Origin of the sequence: Propioniciclava sp., from assembly GCF_047602245.1 — a bacterium.
In the GTDB taxonomy this organism is placed as follows: Bacteria; Actinomycetota; Actinomycetes; order Propionibacteriales; family Propionibacteriaceae; genus Propioniciclava.
On the sequence record NZ_JASGHT010000001.1, the window covers coordinates 1,084,546 to 1,101,938 of the forward strand.

20 protein-coding genes are annotated in these 17,393 nt (G+C 68.0%); 6 read left to right on the plus strand and 14 right to left on the minus strand.

Going from position 1 to position 17,393, the window contains the following annotated elements; genetic code table 11:
* Positions 1-16: 16 nt before the first annotated feature.
* Entirely contained in the window at positions 17-673 is a 657-nt protein-coding gene (locus tag QM708_RS05320) for a pentapeptide repeat-containing protein (RefSeq protein WP_415105094.1), read from the minus strand.
* 10 nt (positions 674-683) lie between these two features.
* Positions 684-1,484 (minus strand): methyltransferase domain-containing protein, encoded by an 801-nt coding sequence (locus QM708_RS05325; RefSeq protein WP_415105096.1) that lies wholly within the window; start codon positions 1,482-1,484, stop codon positions 684-686.
* A 128-nt stretch (positions 1,485-1,612) separates the two neighbouring features.
* Here QM708_RS05325 and QM708_RS05330 point away from each other — a divergent pair, with 128 nt between their 5' ends.
* The 3 genes from QM708_RS05330 to QM708_RS05340 all read left to right on the plus strand — a co-directional run bounded on the left by QM708_RS05330 (position 1,613) and on the right by QM708_RS05340 (position 5,507).
* Entirely contained in the window at positions 1,613-2,650 is a 1,038-nt protein-coding gene (locus QM708_RS05330) for a zinc-dependent alcohol dehydrogenase family protein (RefSeq protein ID WP_415105098.1), read from the plus strand.
* A gap of 577 nt (positions 2,651-3,227) precedes the next feature.
* Positions 3,228-4,376 carry a D-alanyl-D-alanine carboxypeptidase family protein gene (locus QM708_RS05335; protein WP_415105100.1) on the plus strand — a complete coding sequence of 383 codons (1,149 nt, stop codon included), beginning with the start codon at positions 3,228-3,230 and terminating at the stop codon, positions 4,374-4,376.
* Positions 4,377-4,487: 111 nt separating this feature from the next.
* The gene (locus tag QM708_RS05340) at positions 4,488-5,507 is read left to right on the plus strand and encodes a 1-aminocyclopropane-1-carboxylate deaminase (RefSeq protein ID WP_415105102.1); all 1,020 of its coding nucleotides are present in this window, start codon (positions 4,488-4,490) and stop codon (positions 5,505-5,507) included.
* A gap of 217 nt (positions 5,508-5,724) precedes the next feature.
* Here the strand turns inward: QM708_RS05340 and QM708_RS05345 are convergent, their stop codons facing one another.
* Positions 5,725-6,003 (minus strand): hypothetical protein, encoded by a 279-nt coding sequence (locus QM708_RS05345; RefSeq protein ID WP_415105104.1) that lies wholly within the window; start codon positions 6,001-6,003, stop codon positions 5,725-5,727.
* Positions 6,004-6,150: 147 nt separating this feature from the next.
* On the opposite strand from QM708_RS05345, the gene QM708_RS05350 reads away from it, so the two are divergent.
* Positions 6,151-6,846: a hypothetical protein gene (locus QM708_RS05350; RefSeq protein ID WP_415105106.1), complete on the plus strand. Its 696-nt coding sequence runs from the start codon at positions 6,151-6,153 to the stop codon at positions 6,844-6,846.
* A gap of 8 nt (positions 6,847-6,854) precedes the next feature.
* Here QM708_RS05350 and QM708_RS05355 read toward each other — a convergent pair whose 3' ends face one another.
* Together QM708_RS05355 and QM708_RS05360 are read right to left on the minus strand one after the other, a co-directional pair.
* Positions 6,855-7,934, minus strand: a complete 1,080-nt coding sequence (locus tag QM708_RS05355; RefSeq protein WP_415105108.1) for a DUF4241 domain-containing protein — start codon at positions 7,932-7,934, stop codon at positions 6,855-6,857.
* Between the two features lie 5 nt (positions 7,935-7,939).
* On the minus strand, positions 7,940-9,208 hold the full coding sequence (locus QM708_RS05360) for an MFS transporter (RefSeq protein ID WP_415105110.1): 1,269 nt from the start codon (positions 9,206-9,208) through the stop codon (positions 7,940-7,942).
* A 98-nt stretch (positions 9,209-9,306) separates the two neighbouring features.
* Here QM708_RS05360 and QM708_RS05365 point away from each other — a divergent pair, with 98 nt between their 5' ends.
* The gene (locus QM708_RS05365) at positions 9,307-9,762 is read left to right on the plus strand and encodes a MarR family winged helix-turn-helix transcriptional regulator (protein ID WP_415105112.1); all 456 of its coding nucleotides are present in this window, start codon (positions 9,307-9,309) and stop codon (positions 9,760-9,762) included.
* Between the two features lie 67 nt (positions 9,763-9,829).
* Here the strand turns inward: QM708_RS05365 and QM708_RS05370 are convergent, their stop codons facing one another.
* From QM708_RS05370 to QM708_RS05410, 9 genes are all read right to left on the minus strand, one after another.
* Positions 9,830-10,477 (minus strand): hypothetical protein, encoded by a 648-nt coding sequence (locus tag QM708_RS05370; protein WP_415105114.1) that lies wholly within the window; start codon positions 10,475-10,477, stop codon positions 9,830-9,832.
* Between the two features lie 104 nt (positions 10,478-10,581).
* A complete protein-coding gene (locus tag QM708_RS05375) occupies positions 10,582-11,202 on the minus strand; it encodes a Type 1 glutamine amidotransferase-like domain-containing protein (RefSeq protein ID WP_415105116.1) in 621 nt (206 codons plus the stop codon).
* Between the two features lie 81 nt (positions 11,203-11,283).
* Positions 11,284-11,421, minus strand: a complete 138-nt coding sequence (locus QM708_RS05380; RefSeq protein WP_415105118.1) for a hypothetical protein — start codon at positions 11,419-11,421, stop codon at positions 11,284-11,286.
* 52 nt (positions 11,422-11,473) lie between these two features.
* Positions 11,474-11,788: a helix-turn-helix domain-containing protein gene (locus tag QM708_RS05385; protein WP_415105120.1), complete on the minus strand. Its 315-nt coding sequence runs from the start codon at positions 11,786-11,788 to the stop codon at positions 11,474-11,476.
* A 16-nt stretch (positions 11,789-11,804) separates the two neighbouring features.
* The gene (locus QM708_RS05390; protein WP_415105122.1) at positions 11,805-12,035 is read right to left on the minus strand and encodes a type II toxin-antitoxin system RelE/ParE family toxin; all 231 of its coding nucleotides are present in this window, start codon (positions 12,033-12,035) and stop codon (positions 11,805-11,807) included.
* Positions 12,023-12,160, minus strand: a complete 138-nt coding sequence (locus QM708_RS05395) for a hypothetical protein (protein ID WP_415105124.1) — start codon at positions 12,158-12,160, stop codon at positions 12,023-12,025. Before QM708_RS05395 ends, QM708_RS05390 begins: the two co-directional genes overlap by 13 nt.
* 143 nt (positions 12,161-12,303) lie before the next feature.
* Entirely contained in the window at positions 12,304-13,377 is a 1,074-nt protein-coding gene (gene ychF, locus QM708_RS05400; RefSeq protein WP_415105126.1) for a redox-regulated ATPase YchF, read from the minus strand.
* A 114-nt stretch (positions 13,378-13,491) separates the two neighbouring features.
* Entirely contained in the window at positions 13,492-14,292 is an 801-nt protein-coding gene (zupT, locus tag QM708_RS05405; RefSeq protein ID WP_415105128.1) for a zinc transporter ZupT, read from the minus strand.
* Between the two features lie 12 nt (positions 14,293-14,304).
* Positions 14,305-15,579: a M18 family aminopeptidase gene (locus QM708_RS05410; RefSeq protein WP_415105130.1), complete on the minus strand. Its 1,275-nt coding sequence runs from the start codon at positions 15,577-15,579 to the stop codon at positions 14,305-14,307.
* Positions 15,580-15,710: 131 nt separating this feature from the next.
* Between QM708_RS05410 and rmuC the strand changes: the two genes are divergently transcribed.
* Positions 15,711-17,342 (plus strand): DNA recombination protein RmuC, encoded by a 1,632-nt coding sequence (gene rmuC, locus QM708_RS05415; protein ID WP_415105132.1) that lies wholly within the window; start codon positions 15,711-15,713, stop codon positions 17,340-17,342.
* Positions 17,343-17,393 lie beyond the last annotated feature (51 nt).

The window sequence follows — 17,393 nt, forward strand, 5'->3', positions numbered from 1 at the left end:
CTGGTCCGCGTCGCCCTCAGTACAGACGGACGCCGAGGGCCGCGGCGAAGGATGCCGCGTGCTGGGCGGCCTGGAGCTCGGTCATCGTCGCCCCGCGCAGGCCGGCGGGATCGGCGAACGACAACGCGTCGAGGCCGCGCAGATCGACCTCGGTGGCGCGCAATCCCCGGGTGTCGACCTCATCGGCGCGGCAGTCCTCGAACGCGACGCGCTCGGCGCGGGCGTCCGGCAGGTCGATGGCACCGATGACGCAATCGACGAACCGCACATCGTCCACGGACGCCGAGGCCAGCGAGACGTAGTCGATCCTCAGCCCGCGCAGTTCGACGCCGTCGAGTTCGGCGCGGAGCAGGTCGAGCGTCCCGATCCGCCCGCCGGTGAACAGGACGTTGCGCCAGCGCCCGTCGCGGGCCGCCAGGGTGGTCGCGCGCACCCCGCTGAGGCGGACGTCGGTGAGGGTGGCGCCGCACAGATCGATCCGGTCGACGGAGGCGTCCTCGATCACACAGGCGTCGAGACGGCCGTGCTGGGCGTCCACCTCGCCGACGAGGCCGGCGATGCGGGCATCGGCAAGGTCGTCACCCGGGTTCAGCGTGGTGACGTCATCCAGGTGCACGGGCAGGTCGGGCGCACAGGTGCGCGGCGGAAGCGGTCCTTTGCTGCGCCTGGCCATGCTCGCCACCCTAGCGGCCGGCGAGGATCTCGCCGTGCGGCAGCAGAATCCACCCGTCGGGGTCGGCGGCCCACTCCCGCCAGGCGTCCGCGATGCGCTCCAGCATCGCCTGATCGGCGAGCCCGAGCCGCTGGGCTGTCGCGGCGAAATCTGACGCCACCACCCGCTCAGCCCACATGCCGCCCCACCAGGCGCGATCCTCGTCGTTCTCGAACAGCCACCCAGTGGCGGTCGAGGCGACGCGGGAGAATCCGGCCTGCCGGGCCCAGGTCTTGAGGTAGCGGCCCGCGGCAGGCTCACCACTGGTGCCGCGATGCACCCGCAGGTAGAGCGCGATCCACTCGTCCAGCCCCGGCAAGCGTGGCGCCCAGATGACGCCCTCGTAGTCGACGTCACGGGCGGCGACGATCCCGTCCGGTTGGGTGACCCGGCGCAGTTCGCGCAGCATCGCGACCGGATCACCAACATGCTGCAGCACCTGGTGGGCGTGCACGACGTCGAAACTCTCGTCGGGAAACTCGAGGTCGTAGGCGTCGGCGGTCTCGAAGCGCAGGTTCGCCAGCCCGAGCGGTGCGGCGTCCGTACGCGCCTTGGCCACGATGGCGCCGGACGCGTCGACGCCGACCACCTCGCCGGGCGCGACCAGGCGGGCGAAGTCGGTGGTGATCGTGCCCGGCCCACACCCCACATCGAGCAGGCGGACTCCGGGCTTCAGCCGCGGCAACAGATAGGCCGCCGAGTTCTCGGCCGTGCGCCAGGAATGCGAACGCAGCACGCTGGCATGGTGCCCGTGGGTGTACTCGTCGGCCATTGCGGCACCCTACTCCGGAGGCGCGGTGCCGAGAACGTCACAGTCATTGCCCGTCCGACCGGAATCTCGGGAGATTTGTGTGACATTCTCGGCAGTCGAGTCCGATCCGCTCGAAGGAGCCATCCAGCATGCGCGCAGTCGTCATCGATACAGTTCAGGGCCGCACCGAGATTCGCTCGGTGCCGAGGCCGGACGTGCCGGCTGACGGCGTCCTGGTGCAGGTGCGGGCGACCGGCATGTGCCGCAGCGACTGGCACGCCTGGGCCGGCCACGACGACATCGTCTTTCCGCACGTGCCGGGCCACGAGTTGGCCGGCGTCGTCGTCGAGACCGGGCCGTCGGTGCGGCGCTGGGCGGTCGGCGACCGGGTGACCGTGCCGTTCGTGTGCGGCTGCGGACGCTGCGACTGGTGTCGCGCGGGACAAGCCCAGGTCTGCCCCGCCCAGGAGCAGCCCGGCTTCACGCACTGGGGCTCGTTCGCCGAATACGTGGCGCTGCACGCCGCCGACGTGAACCTGGTCGCCCTGCCGGACAGTGTCGGCTTCGCGACCGCGGCCAGTCTCGGCTGCCGGTTCGCGACCGCGTTCCGGGCGCTGACCGCGCGCGCCCGCGTCCGCGAGGGCGAATGGGTGACGGTCGTCGGCGCCGGTGGGGTCGGGCTGAGCGCGGTGATGATCGCCCGCGCCCTGGGCGCCCACGTGATCGCGGTCGACCGCAATCCGGGGGCGCTGGCGGTCGCCGAACGGTTGGGATGCGAGCACACGGTGGTCGCGGACGGTCGCGACGTTCCGGCGGCCGTTCGTGAGCTGACCGGCGGCGGCAGTCATGTCGCGGTGGACGCCGTGGGCAGCGAGCAGACCGCCTCCGATGCGATCCTCGGCCTGCGCCGGCAGGGGCGCCATGTTCAGGTCGGACTGCTTCCGCCGGTGGAGGGCCACCCGCGCGTCCCGATGGATCGGGTGATCGGCTGGGAACTCGAACTGCTCGGCAGCCACGGCATGGCGGCGTCCGACTACCCGGCGATGATGTCCCTCATCGAACAGGGCGCCCTGCAGCCGCAGCGCCTGATCGAACGCACCATCGGCCTCGATGAGGCGGCCGCGCTTCTGCCCGTGTTCGACACCGCGTCGGTAGCCGGGATGACGATGATCGACCCGTCTCGGTAGAGCAAGCCGACAACTCCTCACGCCCGCCCGGCCCGGCGGAGTCTCTGCCCATTCGTGCGACATGATCGCCGCGCCGGGAAGCCGGCACGGCCGTTGCCGGACTCCGATGGTCAAAATCTATGTCCAGATTCAGAGCGGATCCCAGTGACAAGGGGAGACACGAACCGGCTCCGATCTGGACATAGATTTCGACCACATCAAGCACGCAACGACGTCGCACCCGGTGTGATGGGGTGGTCGTCGTCCTGGGGAATCCCCACCGCCCGGCTCCCGCACCGTTGCCCGGTTTCCTGCGCGGGCGGCTGTGATTGCCCCAGGCGTGAATCCCCCAGCGGGAACACCCCGGCGCCTGCCGAAAACGTCACACGATTCAGAGCCGACCGGTCCACACATGTCGATTCGTGTGACGTTTTCGGCATGGCGGTGTCATGAAGACGCTTCGCCGAGGTGCAGCACACGCCCCCCAAGGCCGACCGCGATCAGCCAAGGCGTCAGACTCGTTCGCCATCTGGGGTCCGCTTCCCTGGGGTATAGGGTCCTCCGCAGACGCACGATCGGCGAGAAGGAAGGTGCCTCCATGAGGCCGGAGCGACAGTGGATCAGAACGTCGGGAGTCCTGGCGGTGACCGCTGCGATGGTGGCCACCATGGTCACCACGGCGACAGCCGCCGGGCCGTCCGAGGTGCGAACGCCGGACGCTGCCACCGCCATCGCCACCGCGACAACGACCGGCTGGCTGGAGCGTCCGGAGGGCCGCTACTACCTGAACGCCGACGGCACGAAGAAGACCGGATGGGTCAAGAGCGGCGGCGCCTGGTACTACTTCGGCTCGGGCGGTCTGATGCGGACCGGATGGGTCAAGGACGGTGGCGCCTGGTATTACCTCAAGGCGAGCGGCGCCATGGCCACCGGGTGGGTCCGGGTCGGCGGGTCGTGGTACTACCTGTGGGCGAACGGGGTGATGGCGACCGGCTGGGCGAAGGTGGGCACGTCCTGGTACTTCTTCAACAGCAACGGCGCCATGCAGACCGGCTGGCTGCAGCTACGCAGCACCTGGTATTACCTGAGTGCGAACGGGCCCATGCTGACCGGGCAGCACCGGATCGAGGGCCGATTGCAGAGCTTCCGCAACGACGGCACATGGCTCGGGCTCGGCGTCCTGCCGGATCATCGGACCGGGTCGCAGTTGACCAAACCGTTCGTCGTCAACGGCGTCGCCCTGATCAACGCGCACCACCCGATATCGCGGGACTACATCCCCACGATCAACAAGGAATTCCTGCTCGCGCCGGACGCCCACGACGCCTACGCACGGATGGTGAAGGACGCCAAGCGCGCCGGGCTGACCATCGTGTGGCGCTACGGGTACCGCAGCTACGACACCCAAGCCAAGCTGCTGGCATCGTCCATCGCGAAACGCGGCAGTCGCCAAGCGGCCCTGCGGTACACCGCCGCGCCCGGGACCAGCGAGCATCAGCTCGGGCTCGCCGTGGACGTCGCCGCGCCCAGCGCGCGCGGCGAGGCGTTCGCCAAGACCAAGGAGTTCGCCTGGTTGCGTGCCCACGCCCACGAGTACGGGTTCATCCTGCGCTACCCCGCGGGCAAGGAACACATCACCGGCATCGCCTACGAGCCGTGGCATTACCGCTACGTGGGCGTCACCCACGCGGCTGCGTTCGCGGGGGCCTCCGGCCTGACGCTCGAGGAGTACCTCGGCGGTCGCTGAGCCTGCCGAGCGCGTCGGCGGTCGACCGTAGTCAGGGCGGACATCGCGAGGGTAGCGTTGCGCGGGTCCGGTCTTCTGGCCGGACCCGCTCCCGACCGAAGGACAGCACTGATGAAGCTCGATGATTTTCCCCGCTACCGGCTGACCTTCGGCGCGAGCCCGGTGCATCACCTCAAGCGTCTCAGCCAGCATCTCGGCGGAGCACAGGTCTGGGCGAAACGCGAAGACGTGAACAGCGGGCTGGCGTTCGGCGGCAACAAGGTCCGCAAGCTCGAGTACATCGTGCCGGACATTCTCGCGTCCGGCGCCGACACGATCGTCTCCATCGGCGGCTACCAGTCGAATCACACCCGGCAGATCGCTGCGGTGGCCGCGCACCTGGGGCTCAAGGCCCGGCTCGTCCAGGAGAAGTGGGTGCCCTGGGAGGATCCGCTGAACGACAAGGTCGGAAACATCCTGCTGTCGCGCATCATGGGCGCCGATTCCCGGTTGGATGATGCGGGGTTCGACATCGGCATCCGCGATTCGTGGAAGCAGGCTTTGCAGGAGGTCGAGGACGCCGGCGGCAAGCCGTACCCCGTTCCGGCCGGCGCTTCGGAGCATCCTCTCGGCGGGCTCGGGTTCGCGAACTGGGCATTCGAGGTCGCCGAGCAGGAGAAGCAGCTGGGCGTGTTCTTCGACACGATCATCGTGTGTGCGGTGACGGGCTCGACGCAGGCCGGGATGATCGCGGGTTTCGCCGCCTTGGAGGAGTTGACCGGCGTGAAGCGCCGCGTGCTCGGCATCGACGCGTCCGCCACGATCGACAAGACCCGCGACCAGGTGGCGCGCATCGCCCGCAACACCGCCGCCCTGATCGAACTCGGCCGCGATCTGCGCGACGACGAGATTCAGGTGCTCGACGGGTGGGCCGGTGACCTGTACGGCATTCCGGTCGACTCCACGATGGACGCGATCGCGCTCGGCGCTCGGCTTGAGGCGATGATCACCGACCCTGTCTATGAAGGAAAGTCCCTCGCGGGCCTCATCGACCTGGTCAAGAGCGGCGACATCCCGAAGGACTCAACCGTCCTGTACGCACACCTCGGTGGCCAACCGGCGATCGACGCCTACCAGTCACTGTGGAATTAGCCGTCGCGAGATTCGGGCTTGTTTCGTCAGCAAGCACTCGATCACCGGGTTATCGACGCCTGATGGCAGAAGTCGAGTCCGACCACTTCATGAAGACGTGAGAAGGACCGGCTCGGTACTCCAGCCCGATTGTTCTCACTTCTCCGGATACCGGAGCCAACGTCACGCGCTGAGGCTGACGCGAGAAGAACCGGGTTGGTAGTCACGCCGATCCTTTTCAGATCCGGTCCTCCCGCAGTTCGTCAAGAGTATGGGCGCTGTTCTCAACCACCTCTCGGTTGATGCCCAACTCCGCCCAGCCACCTCGACGCTGGGCCGGACGCAAAAGCGTCAACCCAGGGGCGGGATCATCGATCGGCACGATCCTTCCCACGCGTACACCACCGTTCGTCAGGATGAGGCTCTGCCCCTCACCGACAGCGCGCGAGACCCGCTCGGCCTCGCTGCGCGACTCGTGGCGCGACGAGCTTTCTTCCTGGGGATCAGTGACGCTCATGCAACGAATGTAGATGCTCGGACGGCAGCACCTCCAGCATTCAGGGCGTTCACGTCGTCACGGACGCCCGTCTGCCGCAGCATCACCGCCGAAGCCCGCAATCCAGCCCGTCGAACAGGCGCCGAGCCCATCCGCTACCCTTGCGCCATGGGCATCTGGAGATACGTCGTCAGTTGCGCGAACGCGAAGGATGATGACGGATTCGAATGGGAGATCCGCGAACTTTACCCAAGCGATGACGGATCGTTCGGATACACGGAGAGCTCCGTGAAGCCTTACGGAAAATCATTCGAGGAACTGGCCCGCGACCTCGAACACATGCGCCAAGACAGCAGGCTTGATATTCTCGATATCCGGTCAGAAGGCGCCCGGCTTGTTCCCTTGGAAAGTCTCCTTGAGGAGCTATCAGACTGCAACCCCCATCTCGACCAGGATGAGGATGCCACTCAAGAACCACACGGAAATCAACACGCATCACTCGTGGACGACTCGGACATGGCCGCGATCGTGCGGAAGGCAACAGAGGACCGCCCTCGGATAGTCTGCATCTGCGGGTCGACCCGCTTCCGCGACGAGATCATGGAGGCCAACCAGCGGCTGACCCTGGCCGGGGTCATCGTCGTGGCGCCAGCCTTGTTTCAGCACCGTGGCGACACGATCACCGACGAGCAGAAGCAGGTGCTCGATGAGCTTCATCTGAAGAAGATCGACCTTGCGGACGCCGTGCTCATCGTCGACCCGGGCGGCTACATCGGCGAGTCGACCTCGCGCGAGATGGCGTATGCCCGGTCCAGCGGCAAGCCCGTGTTCAGGCTCTCAAGCATCAGTGAGAGTGCCGCCTGACCGACCCCCTACAAGTGGGTGAGGACGCCGTCGTCGTCCTGGGTGGCGAGCACCAGGAAATCGATGACGAGTTGCGCCACGCGACTTTGCGCGTCCAGGCCCCAGTAGGCCGGATATCCGCCGTCGCCGTATCCGGAGTCGAATGCGACGCCCACATTCTGGTTCCCGAGCGGGAATTCGAACACCGCTGGGAGCGGGGCCGCCGTGAGCTGGTCGAATACCGCCGCCTTCGCACGCGGCGTCATCTCCGAGTAGGCGACATAGTCCACGACGCAGGCACAGCCGGCGTCCACACCGAACACGTGGCCACCGCCAGTCCGCGAGGCCGCGTGCCACGAAACGGGTACCTCGTCGCTGAACCGGACGCGGATGGCGGCATTGCGCTCGAACCCGGTCACTCGGTCGACCGGATAGGACCCCGGCGCGACCGTGCGCGCCAAGGGGCGGGCGTCGTCGTTGTCATATCCGAAATCCAGGACGGACAGCGCTCCCGTGCTGGTGACGAGCGTGCCGATCTGGGAGATCTCCGTCTGCGCGATTTCGCCATCGCGAGGCCGGCGCACCTCACGGGCGGTGAAATTGAATACCTCATCCAACGGGGCCTGTTCTGCGGGCACCTCCTCCAGGGGCGCGTCCGCCGAGCAGGAACTCAGATATTTCTCGATCGTCGCCCGGTCCGCGAAAGGCTGGGTGGGATCGTTGAAATGCTGGGCGATCGCCGCGATCCGCCACTCCCCGCCCTGCGCGTGCAGCGTGTACTCGTAAAACTTCGTGATCGGCGATTCGACCCGTGTGAGCACATAGGCGACCTCGCCGTCGATCTCCGAGCGGACGAGTTGCTCCGCCTCAGGCCCATGATCGGGGGTTCCGCTGAACGACTGCGCAAGGTCGACAGCGGACGCCTCCGTGCAGTGATTCCGCTGCGTCTGCGCCATCAACTCGCGCCAGAGATCGAACCGGTACCGCGGGTTTTCAGGATCCCGCTCCCGGAACGCCACAGCGGCGATCCGCCACTGCGCGTCGAACTCGATCCCGAATTGCAGCACCCGCTCCTCGGCGGCCTTGCGCGACTCGCTGTCAGCACTCATGACGGTCAAGATACCCCGACGACACGCGCGACCTCCTTGCGGCCATGAGCGAGGTGGTAAAAGAGCGCGGCGGCCACGACGAGGATGGCCAGCAGCGCGAACATCGAGCCGTATCCCCAACTCGACACGAGGAAGCCGAGAAAGACCGGGCCGAGGCCGACACCGGCGTCCACGAGCAGCAACAGGGTCGAGATTCCGGTGCCGAGCTGGTGCGACGGAACCAGGCGGACGGCGATCGCCTGCGAGGCCGGCATCAGCGTGCCGTAGCCGAGCCCGGTGAGGGCGCCGGCGAGCACCACCTGCCAGTCCTGGGTCGCGAAGGCGAGCACCGCGAGCGCGATGGCGAAGCTGACCAGGCCGAGATAGACCACCACATTGTCACCGCGGCGATCCTGGAGTTTGCCGAGCACGAAACGCATCACGAACATCGCGGCGGCATACGCCAGAAAGAACATGCTCGCGCCGACCACCAGGCCCCGCTCTTGCGAGTAGGCGTTCAGGTAGGTGATCACTCCGGCGTAGCACAGGCCCACGATCAGCATGAACGTGCCGATCGGCACCACCGCCGGGTGCGCGATGTTCCGCAGCGAAAATCCCTGCTTCGCGGACGCCGCCGGCGCTGGTGCGGCGTCCGGAATGGGCTGACGGGTGTAGCGGTGCAGCAGGACGCCGAACAGCAGGCCCACGATCGCGGTGCCGAGCGACGTCCAGAACAACACCCCGTAATCGAAGTCGTTCACGATCATCAGCCCGACCGCCGGACCGATCGCGGTGGCCAACGTCGACCCCAGCGCGAAGTAGCCGGTGCCCTCGGCGCGCCGCTCGGGCGGGATCGCCGATTGCGCCAAGGCCATGGTGGCCGTGCTGGCGAAGGCGTAGCCGATGCCGTGAAGCATGCGCACGGCGATCAGCAACGGCAGCGATCCGGCCGGAAGATAGAACCCGCAGGCCAGCACGACGACGAGCAGGGACACCACCAGCGTCCGGCGTTGGCCGAAGGTGTCGACCAGGTATCCGGCGAAGACGCGGGCGACCGTCGCCCCCACCACGAACGCGCTGGACGCCAGACCGCTCGCGGCGTCCGAGGCGGCGAACTGCTTGACCGCGTACAGCGCCATCGTGGTCACCAGGATGTAGAACGCGAGGTACTGGCAGAAGTTCACCAGCCAGGCCAGCGCGAAGGGCGGCGTGACGAGCGGTTGCCGCTTGGCGAGCCCCTCCGCGTGAGCCGTGACCCCTCGGCGGGACCGTTCCTGTTGGTCAGTCGCCGTCAACTCGGCCACCTTCCTTGAGATTTGTACGATGCAATTTTGTATCATACAAACAACGAGCGTGACGACAGGGATCGCTCACCGGAACAGTGGGAGTGACGATGCCCGACGACCTCGACTCCTTGGTCTACGAGCAGATGCTGCTGCAGCGGCACGCCGTCCACAAGACGGCGCCGCACGGACGGCAGGCCCATCTCGACCGGAGTGCGACCGTCCTGCTCGCCCGCCTCGAAGCAGAGGGGCCGATGACGGTGGCGCAACTCTCGGACGCCTTCGGGCTCGACGTGTCCACGGTGCATCGGCAGCTGACCGCGGCGATCAGGCACGGGCTCATCGAGAAGTTCCGCGACCCGCGAGGCGGTGCCGCCTGGCTGCACCAGCCCTCTGCGGAAGGCCGGGCCCGGCTCACCGAAGAGCTCGCGGCACGACGGACGGCCTTCGCGGCAGTCCTCGACGGTTGGAGCCCCGCCGACGTGCGCCGGTTCGCGGAGCTGATGCGGCGGTTCAACGAGAAGGTGGAGGCGCAGCGCTCCCAGCCCTGGCCACGCGGCGATTGACCGTTGCTCGCCGCTCAGCCGGCGTCCACCTGAACCTCGTCGTGCCGTGTTGATCGGACGCCGCGGCTCAGCGCCCGTCACCGAGTTCGAGCGGGCACTCGCCGACGGTCCGCCAGCGATAAAGGTGGCCGTCACGACGCAGTTCGAGCAGGGACAGCGTCGGCCGCGTCAAGACGACACCATCGAGCCCGGCCGCCTTGACCCCGTCCAGCAGAGCGGACTCGTCAACCTCACCGTCGTAATAGGCGAGCGTGACATGCGGACGCGCCCGGTGCCATGCGCGAGGCCCACCGAGGAGATCCTCCACCGCCTGCTCTTGCCGCTGCCTGAGCAGGATCAGCCAGTCCGGCGCCTGCCCGGTGAGGCTCAACCCGTCACGCCCGAAGTAGAGCGTGTCGAAAACGATCGGGGGCTGCCCATCGATGCGGCGGGCGGCGTCTGCGAGGACTCGCTCACACAGGGCATCGACGATCTCGTCGGACACCTCGGCGGCATGCCCGACCCCGGTCATCGTGAGGTGCAGCCAGGGCACCGGAACCGGATCGAGGTTCGCGAGCGAGTTCAGCACCCCCGAGTAGCGCTCGGCCGTGGCCGCGAGTGCGGGCTCTTCGGTGAACGTGAGATGGAAGGTGAGATAGCGGGTCTCCGGTCCCCACCCCGGTCGCCACCACCAGTGAGTGGTGGTGCGCTCGAATTCACCCCGCTGTATCTCCATGCGTGGAACCTATCGGGCTCGGAGTCACGCGAGACAGGACGCGCAGGGCGAGGCGCCCACTCCCCCGCGGGCGGACGACCCGTGGCGAGCGCCGCGCACCTTGGTCAAAGCGATGGAATCACCCTCGAATCGTTGGCATCGACGCGCAGTGCTTGGTCGTCGCGCAGCAGAAGCAGCGGGTAGCGGTCACCGTAGGTCGCGACGATGCGCTCAATCAGTTCCAGCGGATAAGGCGGGATCTGGCCGTCGGCATGCGGGATGATCACATCGTCGATGAGTTGAAGTCCGTCATCGCTGCGCAACCCCGGAGCGAGTGCTCGGTCGTCCAGCAGTTCGACGGGAGCGATCGACGGCCCCGTGATGACCGACCCGGCGCTGCATCCGATGTAGGGCAGCCCCGCGCGCACGCGCTCGACGAGAACATCACCCGCACCGTTGGCGCGCAGCGCTTCGAGCAGCACGAACGTCTCGCCGCCCGCCACGTAGATCGCATCGAGCGAGTCAAGCAATGCACCGAACGCTTCACCGCCGGCATCACGCACGCGGATCTCCACGACCTCGTGGCCGAGGGCTTTGACCCCGTCGAGTTCGACCCCTGCGAGCGGCATGCCCTCGGCGGCGTCCGTGATGTAGCCCAGCCGGAGAGGACGGCCGAGGTCTCCCACGCACTCCGCGAGAAAACTCGGTACGGCACTGAGACTGATCGAGAGCAGCAGGAGATTCATATCCTGACTCTATTCCGCCCTCGCTGGGTCGACGTCAGCCGAGCGGAGATACCGGCGAGTCCGGCCCCCAGCAACAGGAGTTCAGCGCGGAGCGATGACGTCGAGCCCGAGAACTCGAGCAGCCTCGCTGAGCCTGTGGTCGTAGGTCAGAATCGCCGAAGCATCGAGCCGAACAGCGGCGTCCAGATGCGGCGCATCAAGGGTTCGCAGGTACGGCATGGGTAGGAAATAGACAAAGCCATCTGCCTTGGAGCGGCCTCCTGTTCGCCTGTCAGGCGACCTGGACGCGCTCGCCACCCATCACGTACTCGACGGCGAGCCCACCACCAACGGCCTCCAGGTAGCGGCGGATGGTGCCGATCTTCGCGCTGTCGAGGTCGCCGCGCTCGATCTTGGAGACCTGGCGCTGCCCGACACCGATCCGCTCGGCCAGCTGTGCCTGTGTGAGCCCGGCCTGCTCGCGCAGCTCGCGCAGGCGGTACGCACGCACCTCGGCGAGCATGCGGGCCTTGTGCGCGTCGATCTCGGCGCGATCTTCGGCGCTCACGGGATGCTTGGTGAGGTACTCCTCGTAGCTCAGTGCCATCCCCTTCACTCTCCTCTCAGTCTTTGGTGGTTCTCAGCCTGTGCAGGTGGTCGTCGAACAGGTCGTCGGCCACGGGGAGGTTCTTCCTGTACCAGCGCGTCCAGTTCCCAGCCTTATCCCCGGCGACCAGCATGATGGCCGACCGTTCAGGGTCGAACGCGAACAGGATGCGCAACTCGGACCGACCGGACGAGCCTGGCCTGAGTTCCTTCATGTTCTTGTGCCGAGACGCCGTCAGCGTGTCCACAAGCGGACGGCCGAGCCGGGGCCGATCTCTTGCAGTACCTCGACGGCGGCCATTACCTGCTTCCATGACGCCTTGTCGAGCGAGTCGAGCCACTCCTCGATCAACTCGACGTCGACATTCCACATGGAACCATCGTAGACCATACAGGTTCTGCAAGGAACAGGATCGCGCTGCGCCTGTGCGAACCGGCCTACGAATCCGGGACCAACTGACTCAGCGTTCGACGCCCCCGGGACACGGTCTAGCAATCGGGGGACGGGACGATGGATTAGACGTTGAAGCGGAACTCCACGACGTCGCCGTCCTGCATGACGTAGTCCTTGCCTTCGAGGCGCATCTTGCCGGCGGCCTTCGCGGCCGCCTCGGAGCCGGCCTCGACCAGGTCGTCGAAGGAGACGATCTGGGCCTTGATGAAGCCCTTCTGGAAGTCGGTGTGAATCACACCGGCGGCCTCGGGGGCGGTGGCGCCCTTGCGGATCGTCCATGCCCGGGCCTCCTTCGGGCCGGCGGTCAGGTAGCTCTGCAGGCCAAGGGTGTCGTAGCCGACCCGGGCGAGCTTGTCGAGGCCGGGTTCTTCGACGCCGGCGTCCGCCAAGAACTCGCGGGCCTCGTCGTCGTCCATTTCGATCAGTTCGGATTCGAACTTGGCGTCCAGGAAGATCGCCTCGGCGGGTGCCACCAGCGACGACAGACGGGCTTGCAGGGCGGCGTCCGTCACCTGGTCGGCGTCGCAGTTGAACACGTAGATGAACGGCTTGGCGGTCAGCAGGAACAGCTCGCGCAGCGGCTCCAAGTCCAGACCTGCGGCGAAGACGCCGCGTCCCTCGGACAGCACCGAGTAGGCCTGCTTCCAGGCGGCCAGCTTGGGCTGGGCCTCCTTCTTGATCCGCGCTTCCTTTTCCAGGCGCGGCAGCGCCTTTTCGAGGGTCTGCAGGTCGGCGAGCACCAGTTCGGTGGTGATGGTCTCGATGTCGGAGGACGGGTTGACCGCGCCGTCGACGTGGGTGACGTCGTCGTCGGCGAACGCCCGGGTCACTTGGCAGATCGCGTCCGCCTCACGGATGTTGGCCAGGAACGCGTTGCCCATGCCTTCGCCCTGGCTGGCGCCCTTGACGATGCCGGCGATGTCGACGAACGACACCGTCGCGGGCAGGATCTTCTCCGAGCCGTAGATCTCGGCGAGCTTCTCCAGCCGCGGCTCGGGGACCCCGACCACGCCCACGTTGGGTTCGATGGTCGCGAACGGGTAGTTCGCCGCGAGAACATCGTTGCGGGTCAGCGCGTTGAACAGGGTCGACTTGCCGGCGTTGGGGAGTCCGACGATTCCAATGGTGAGTGCCACAACCCGACATCCTACTGGGGGTGCCCGCGGCGTCCCTGGTTCGGGCGCCCCCGCGAGAACCGGCAGCACCCAGAAGCCAGGCACGGGCACGCCACCGCAGCAACGACGGACGCCTCAGGCGAACAGCACGAAGCTGGCCGCGACCACCGCCATGCCGACGAGCATGCCGTAGACGGTCTGGTGTTTGTCGGTCTGATAACGCCAGGCGCCCGGCAGCAGTTCGTCGAGCGCGAGGAAGACCATCATGCCGGCGACCAGTCCGTAGAAGAGGCCGAAGAGGGCCTCGGGGATCACCCAGGTCACCAGCCCGGCCGCGATCAGCGCGCCCAGCGGTTCGGTGAGACCGGACGCCGTCGCCCAGCCGAGCGCTTTGCCACGGGAGCCGGTCGCCGCGTACACCGGGGCGGCGACCGCGATGCCCTCGGGAATGTTGTGCATGGCGATCGCGGCGGCCAGCGGCAGGCCGACCGACAGATCCGAGTAACTGGAGAAGAAGGTCGCCATACCCTCGGGCAGGTTGTGCAAGGCCAGCACGACCGCCACCAGCATGCCGGAGCGCAGCAGCGCCCGCGTCTGGTGCACCTCGCCCGCGACGACCTCGCCCTCCCGGCCCTCGGTCTCGTTCGGGTTGAGCGAATGCGGCAGGAACCGGTCGATGGCGAGCACCGATCCGATCCCGACGAAGAACGACAGATAGCCCAGCGCGGCGGCCGTCCGTGGCTCGAACTGGTGCTCCAGCGACGCGATGCCGAGCGGCATCAGCTCGACCAGGCTGACCACCAGCATCGCCCCGGATGAGAAGGCGAGCGTGACCGCGAGCCGGGAGCGACGGTGCGCGCCCGGACCGAGCGCGATCAGGCCACCGATGGAGGTGGCCAGTCCCGCCAGCAGCGAGATGAGGAGTGCGATGTGCATCGGCGGCTAGTGTCAGGCGCCCGCGTAGTAGGCGGCCAGGGCTCCGGCCAGCCAGCCCGGGTCGCGGACGCCGGACAGCTCGCGCGTCGAATGCATGCTCAGCAGCGGGACGCCGACGTCGCACATCACCACGCCCAGGCGCTCGGCGTTCATCGGGCCGATCGTCGAGCCGCAAGGCACCGCGTTGTTGGACACGAAATCCTGCACCGGGACGCCTGCCGCCGCGCACGCCCGCCGGAACAGGGCCGCGCCCGCGGCGTCCGTGGTGTAGCGCAGGTCGGCGTTGTATTTGAGCAACGGTCCCGCGTTCAGCAAGGGGCGATGCTCGGGATCGTGCAGGTGCGCGTAGTTGGGGTGCACCGCATGCCCGGCGTCCGCCGAGATACACGAGCTGCGGGCGAGCATCCGGTGCCAACCGTCGCCCCGGACGCCGAGGGTGCCCGCGATGCGGCGCATCACCTGCTCCAGTAGCGGTCCGGCGCCGCCGGAACGGGACGCCGACCCGACCTCCTCGTGGTCGAAGCAGGCCAGCACGGTGACGTCCGCGCCCTCTTCGGCGGTCAGCAGCGCGGTCAGCCCGGCGTGCACCGAGGACAGGTTGTCGAGCCGCGATGAGGCGAAGAACTCCCCCGTCGGGCCGAACACGGCCGGCGGTTCGGTGACGTAGCAGTACAGGTCGTGCCCGGCGATATCGGACGCCTCCAGCCCGGCCTGCTCGGCGACCAGCGCGAGCAGATCGAGGTCGGGGCGGCCCACGGAGTAGACCGGCTTGAGGTGTTGTTGCGGGTCGAGGTGCAGGGTGTCGCGCACCGACCGGTCCAGGTGCGGCGCGACCTGCGGCACCCGCAGCCAGGCGGGGGTGGCGACCAGAATCTGCTCACCACTACGGGTGATGACGCGTCCGGCCAGGCCGAGTTCGCGGTCGAGCCACTGGTTGGGCAGCGGTCCGCCGTAGACCTCGACGGCCGCCTGCTGCCAGCCGAAGGCGGACGCCGTGGGCTGCGGTTTGAGCTTCAGGCTGGGACTGTCGGTGTGCGCGCCGACGATCCGGAAACCCGCGCGCTCGGGGTCGATCCCCTCGGGCACCCACCACGCCACGATCGCGCCGTCGCGCAGCACGTAGTGCCCGCCGGGAGTGTCGCCGAAGGCGTCCGTCTCGCGCTGTTCGGCGAAGCCTGCCTCGGCCAGCCGGCGCGCCACGTCGGCGGCGGCATGGAACGAGGACGGGGACGCGGTCACGAAGGCCGCGAGGTCAGCGATGTGCGAGCGGGCGTCCATGACCCCCATCCTGCCGTAGGTCGCCTCTCCCCCGCCCGGGGACCAGCATCGACACGTCGGTGACCCGTCACACCACGGCATCGGACGCCTCCCGGCGCGGGCTCGGCAAAAATGTCGGAGCCGGTTGAGAGGATCAAGACATGGATTCCCTCGGCATCATCCTGCTGACCCTCATCGTCGGTATCGCGCTCGGCGCACTGGGCGCGTGGGTGGTGTTGCGCCGCAGCACCGCGCAGGCGGTGACGGCGGACGCCGCGGCGTCCGACCGGCTGCGTGCGGCCGAGGCGAGCGCGCGAGCGGACGCCGAACGCGCCCGCGCCGACCTGGCCGCCACCGAGTTGCGGGTCAAAGACGCCGAGGTGCGCCTGGCCGAGGCCCACAGCGAGGCCGAGCGGGCCCGGCGCCTGATCGCCGAGGCGCACGCGCAGGTGTCGGACGCCCAAAGCGACGCCGCCCGCCACCAGGCCGAGACCGCGCGCTGGGAGGCGAAGGTGGTCGCGGCCGTCGCCGAGCGCGACGCCGCGCTGGCCCGGGCCGCCGAGATCGCCGCCGACCGGGATGCGGCCGTGAAGGAGTTCAAGCTGGCCTCGGGGCATGCGCTGGATGAGCAGCATCGCAAGGCGGAGGCGTCCGCCGAGCAGCGGCTGAAGGCGACCGAGCAGTTGATGGCGCCGATCCGCGAGGGGCTGGCGCAGTTCAACGCGCGCCTGGCCGAAGTCGAGAAGTCACGGGTGGAGATGTCGACCCAGTTGCGCGACCAGGTGGCGGCGGTGCGGGTCACCGGCGAGGAGTTGCGCCGGGAGACCTCCGCCTTGTCGAAGGCGCTGCGCAAGCCGCAGGTGCGCGGCACCTGGGGTGAGATGCAGCTCAAGCGGGTCGCCGAACTGGCCGGCATGGTGGAGCACTGCGACTTCGCGCTGCAGCAGACCTCAACCACCTCGGAGGACCGGACGATCCGGCCCGACATGAAGGTGATGCTGTCGGAGGGCAAGTTCGTCTACGTCGACTCGAAGGTGCCGCTGACCAGCTTCCTCGACGCGCACGAGACCTCCGACGAGGCCGAGCAGCAGAAGCTGCTGGCGTCGTTCGCCAGAAACGTGCGCAGTCATGTCGATCAGCTCTCGGGCAAGAACTACTTCAAGGCCGACACCAGCACGCCCGAGTTCGTGGTGCTGTTCATCCCCAGCGAGGCGCTGGCCGCCGAGGCACTCGCCCAGATCCCCGACCTGCACGAGTACGCCGCGGGCAAGGGCATCGTGCTGGCCACGCCGACCACGCTGATCGCGATGCTGCGCGCGGTCGCCTATAGCTGGAAGCAGGCCGCGCTGGCCGATTCGGCCGCCGAGGTGTTCCAGCTCGGCCGCGAACTGTACGACCGGCTCGGCACGATGGGCGGCCACTTCGACCGGATCGGCCGCTCGCTCAGCTCGACGGTCAAGGCGTACAACGAGGCGCTCGGGTCGATGGAGTCGCGGGTGCTGGTCAGCGCGCGCCGGTTCCGTGACCTGAAGGTGGTGGAGAAGGAGTTGTCCGCGCTGAAGCCGTCGGAGGAGCATCCCCGGTCGATCACCGCCCCCGAACTGGTGGAGGACGCGACCGCCACTCCGACGCTGGTCGGCCGCACCGAACGGTCTGCTGCAGAGGCCCGGCCCGCCGCGGAGATGCTGCCCGAGGCGTCCGTGTTGCGCGCCGAAGACCCGAGTGTGGACGCCCTCATCGAGGTGACCACCGCGCCCGCTCCCGCACGCGCCACCGGACGACGGCACGCCTGACCGGTCCCGGTCCTGCACACGTCCCCGCGTCGCGCACTCCACGACCACGTC

Bases quoted from the DNA above. Each gene is read 5' to 3' on its own strand.
- QM708_RS05345 (WP_415105104.1), bottom strand. From the start codon at position 6,003: ATGAGCGTCACTGATCCCCAGGAAGAAAGCTCGTCGCGCCACGAGTCG.
- QM708_RS05395 (WP_415105124.1), bottom strand. From the start codon at position 12,160: ATGTGGAATGTCGACGTCGAGTTGATCGAGGAGTGGCTCGACTCGCTC.
- QM708_RS05370 (WP_415105114.1), bottom strand. From the start codon at position 10,477: ATGGAGATACAGCGGGGTGAATTCGAGCGCACCACCACTCACTGGTGG.
- zupT (WP_415105128.1), bottom strand. From the start codon at position 14,292: ATGCACATCGCACTCCTCATCTCGCTGCTGGCGGGACTGGCCACCTCC.
- QM708_RS05365 (WP_415105112.1), top strand. From the start codon at position 9,307: ATGCCCGACGACCTCGACTCCTTGGTCTACGAGCAGATGCTGCTGCAG.
- QM708_RS05380 (WP_415105118.1), bottom strand. From the start codon at position 11,421: ATGCCGTACCTGCGAACCCTTGATGCGCCGCATCTGGACGCCGCTGTT.
- QM708_RS05410 (WP_415105130.1), bottom strand. From the start codon at position 15,579: ATGGGGGTCATGGACGCCCGCTCGCACATCGCTGACCTCGCGGCCTTC.
- QM708_RS05385 (WP_415105120.1), bottom strand. From the start codon at position 11,788: ATGGCACTGAGCTACGAGGAGTACCTCACCAAGCATCCCGTGAGCGCC.
- QM708_RS05335 (WP_415105100.1), top strand. From the start codon at position 3,228: ATGAGGCCGGAGCGACAGTGGATCAGAACGTCGGGAGTCCTGGCGGTG.
- QM708_RS05330 (WP_415105098.1), top strand. From the start codon at position 1,613: ATGCGCGCAGTCGTCATCGATACAGTTCAGGGCCGCACCGAGATTCGC.
- QM708_RS05375 (WP_415105116.1), bottom strand. From the start codon at position 11,202: ATGAATCTCCTGCTGCTCTCGATCAGTCTCAGTGCCGTACCGAGTTTT.
- QM708_RS05325 (WP_415105096.1), bottom strand. From the start codon at position 1,484: ATGGCCGACGAGTACACCCACGGGCACCATGCCAGCGTGCTGCGTTCG.
- QM708_RS05350 (WP_415105106.1), top strand. From the start codon at position 6,151: ATGGGCATCTGGAGATACGTCGTCAGTTGCGCGAACGCGAAGGATGAT.
- QM708_RS05355 (WP_415105108.1), bottom strand. From the start codon at position 7,934: ATGAGTGCTGACAGCGAGTCGCGCAAGGCCGCCGAGGAGCGGGTGCTG.
- QM708_RS05340 (WP_415105102.1), top strand. From the start codon at position 4,488: ATGAAGCTCGATGATTTTCCCCGCTACCGGCTGACCTTCGGCGCGAGC.
- QM708_RS05320 (WP_415105094.1), bottom strand. From the start codon at position 673: ATGGCCAGGCGCAGCAAAGGACCGCTTCCGCCGCGCACCTGTGCGCCC.
- rmuC (WP_415105132.1), top strand. From the start codon at position 15,711: ATGGATTCCCTCGGCATCATCCTGCTGACCCTCATCGTCGGTATCGCG.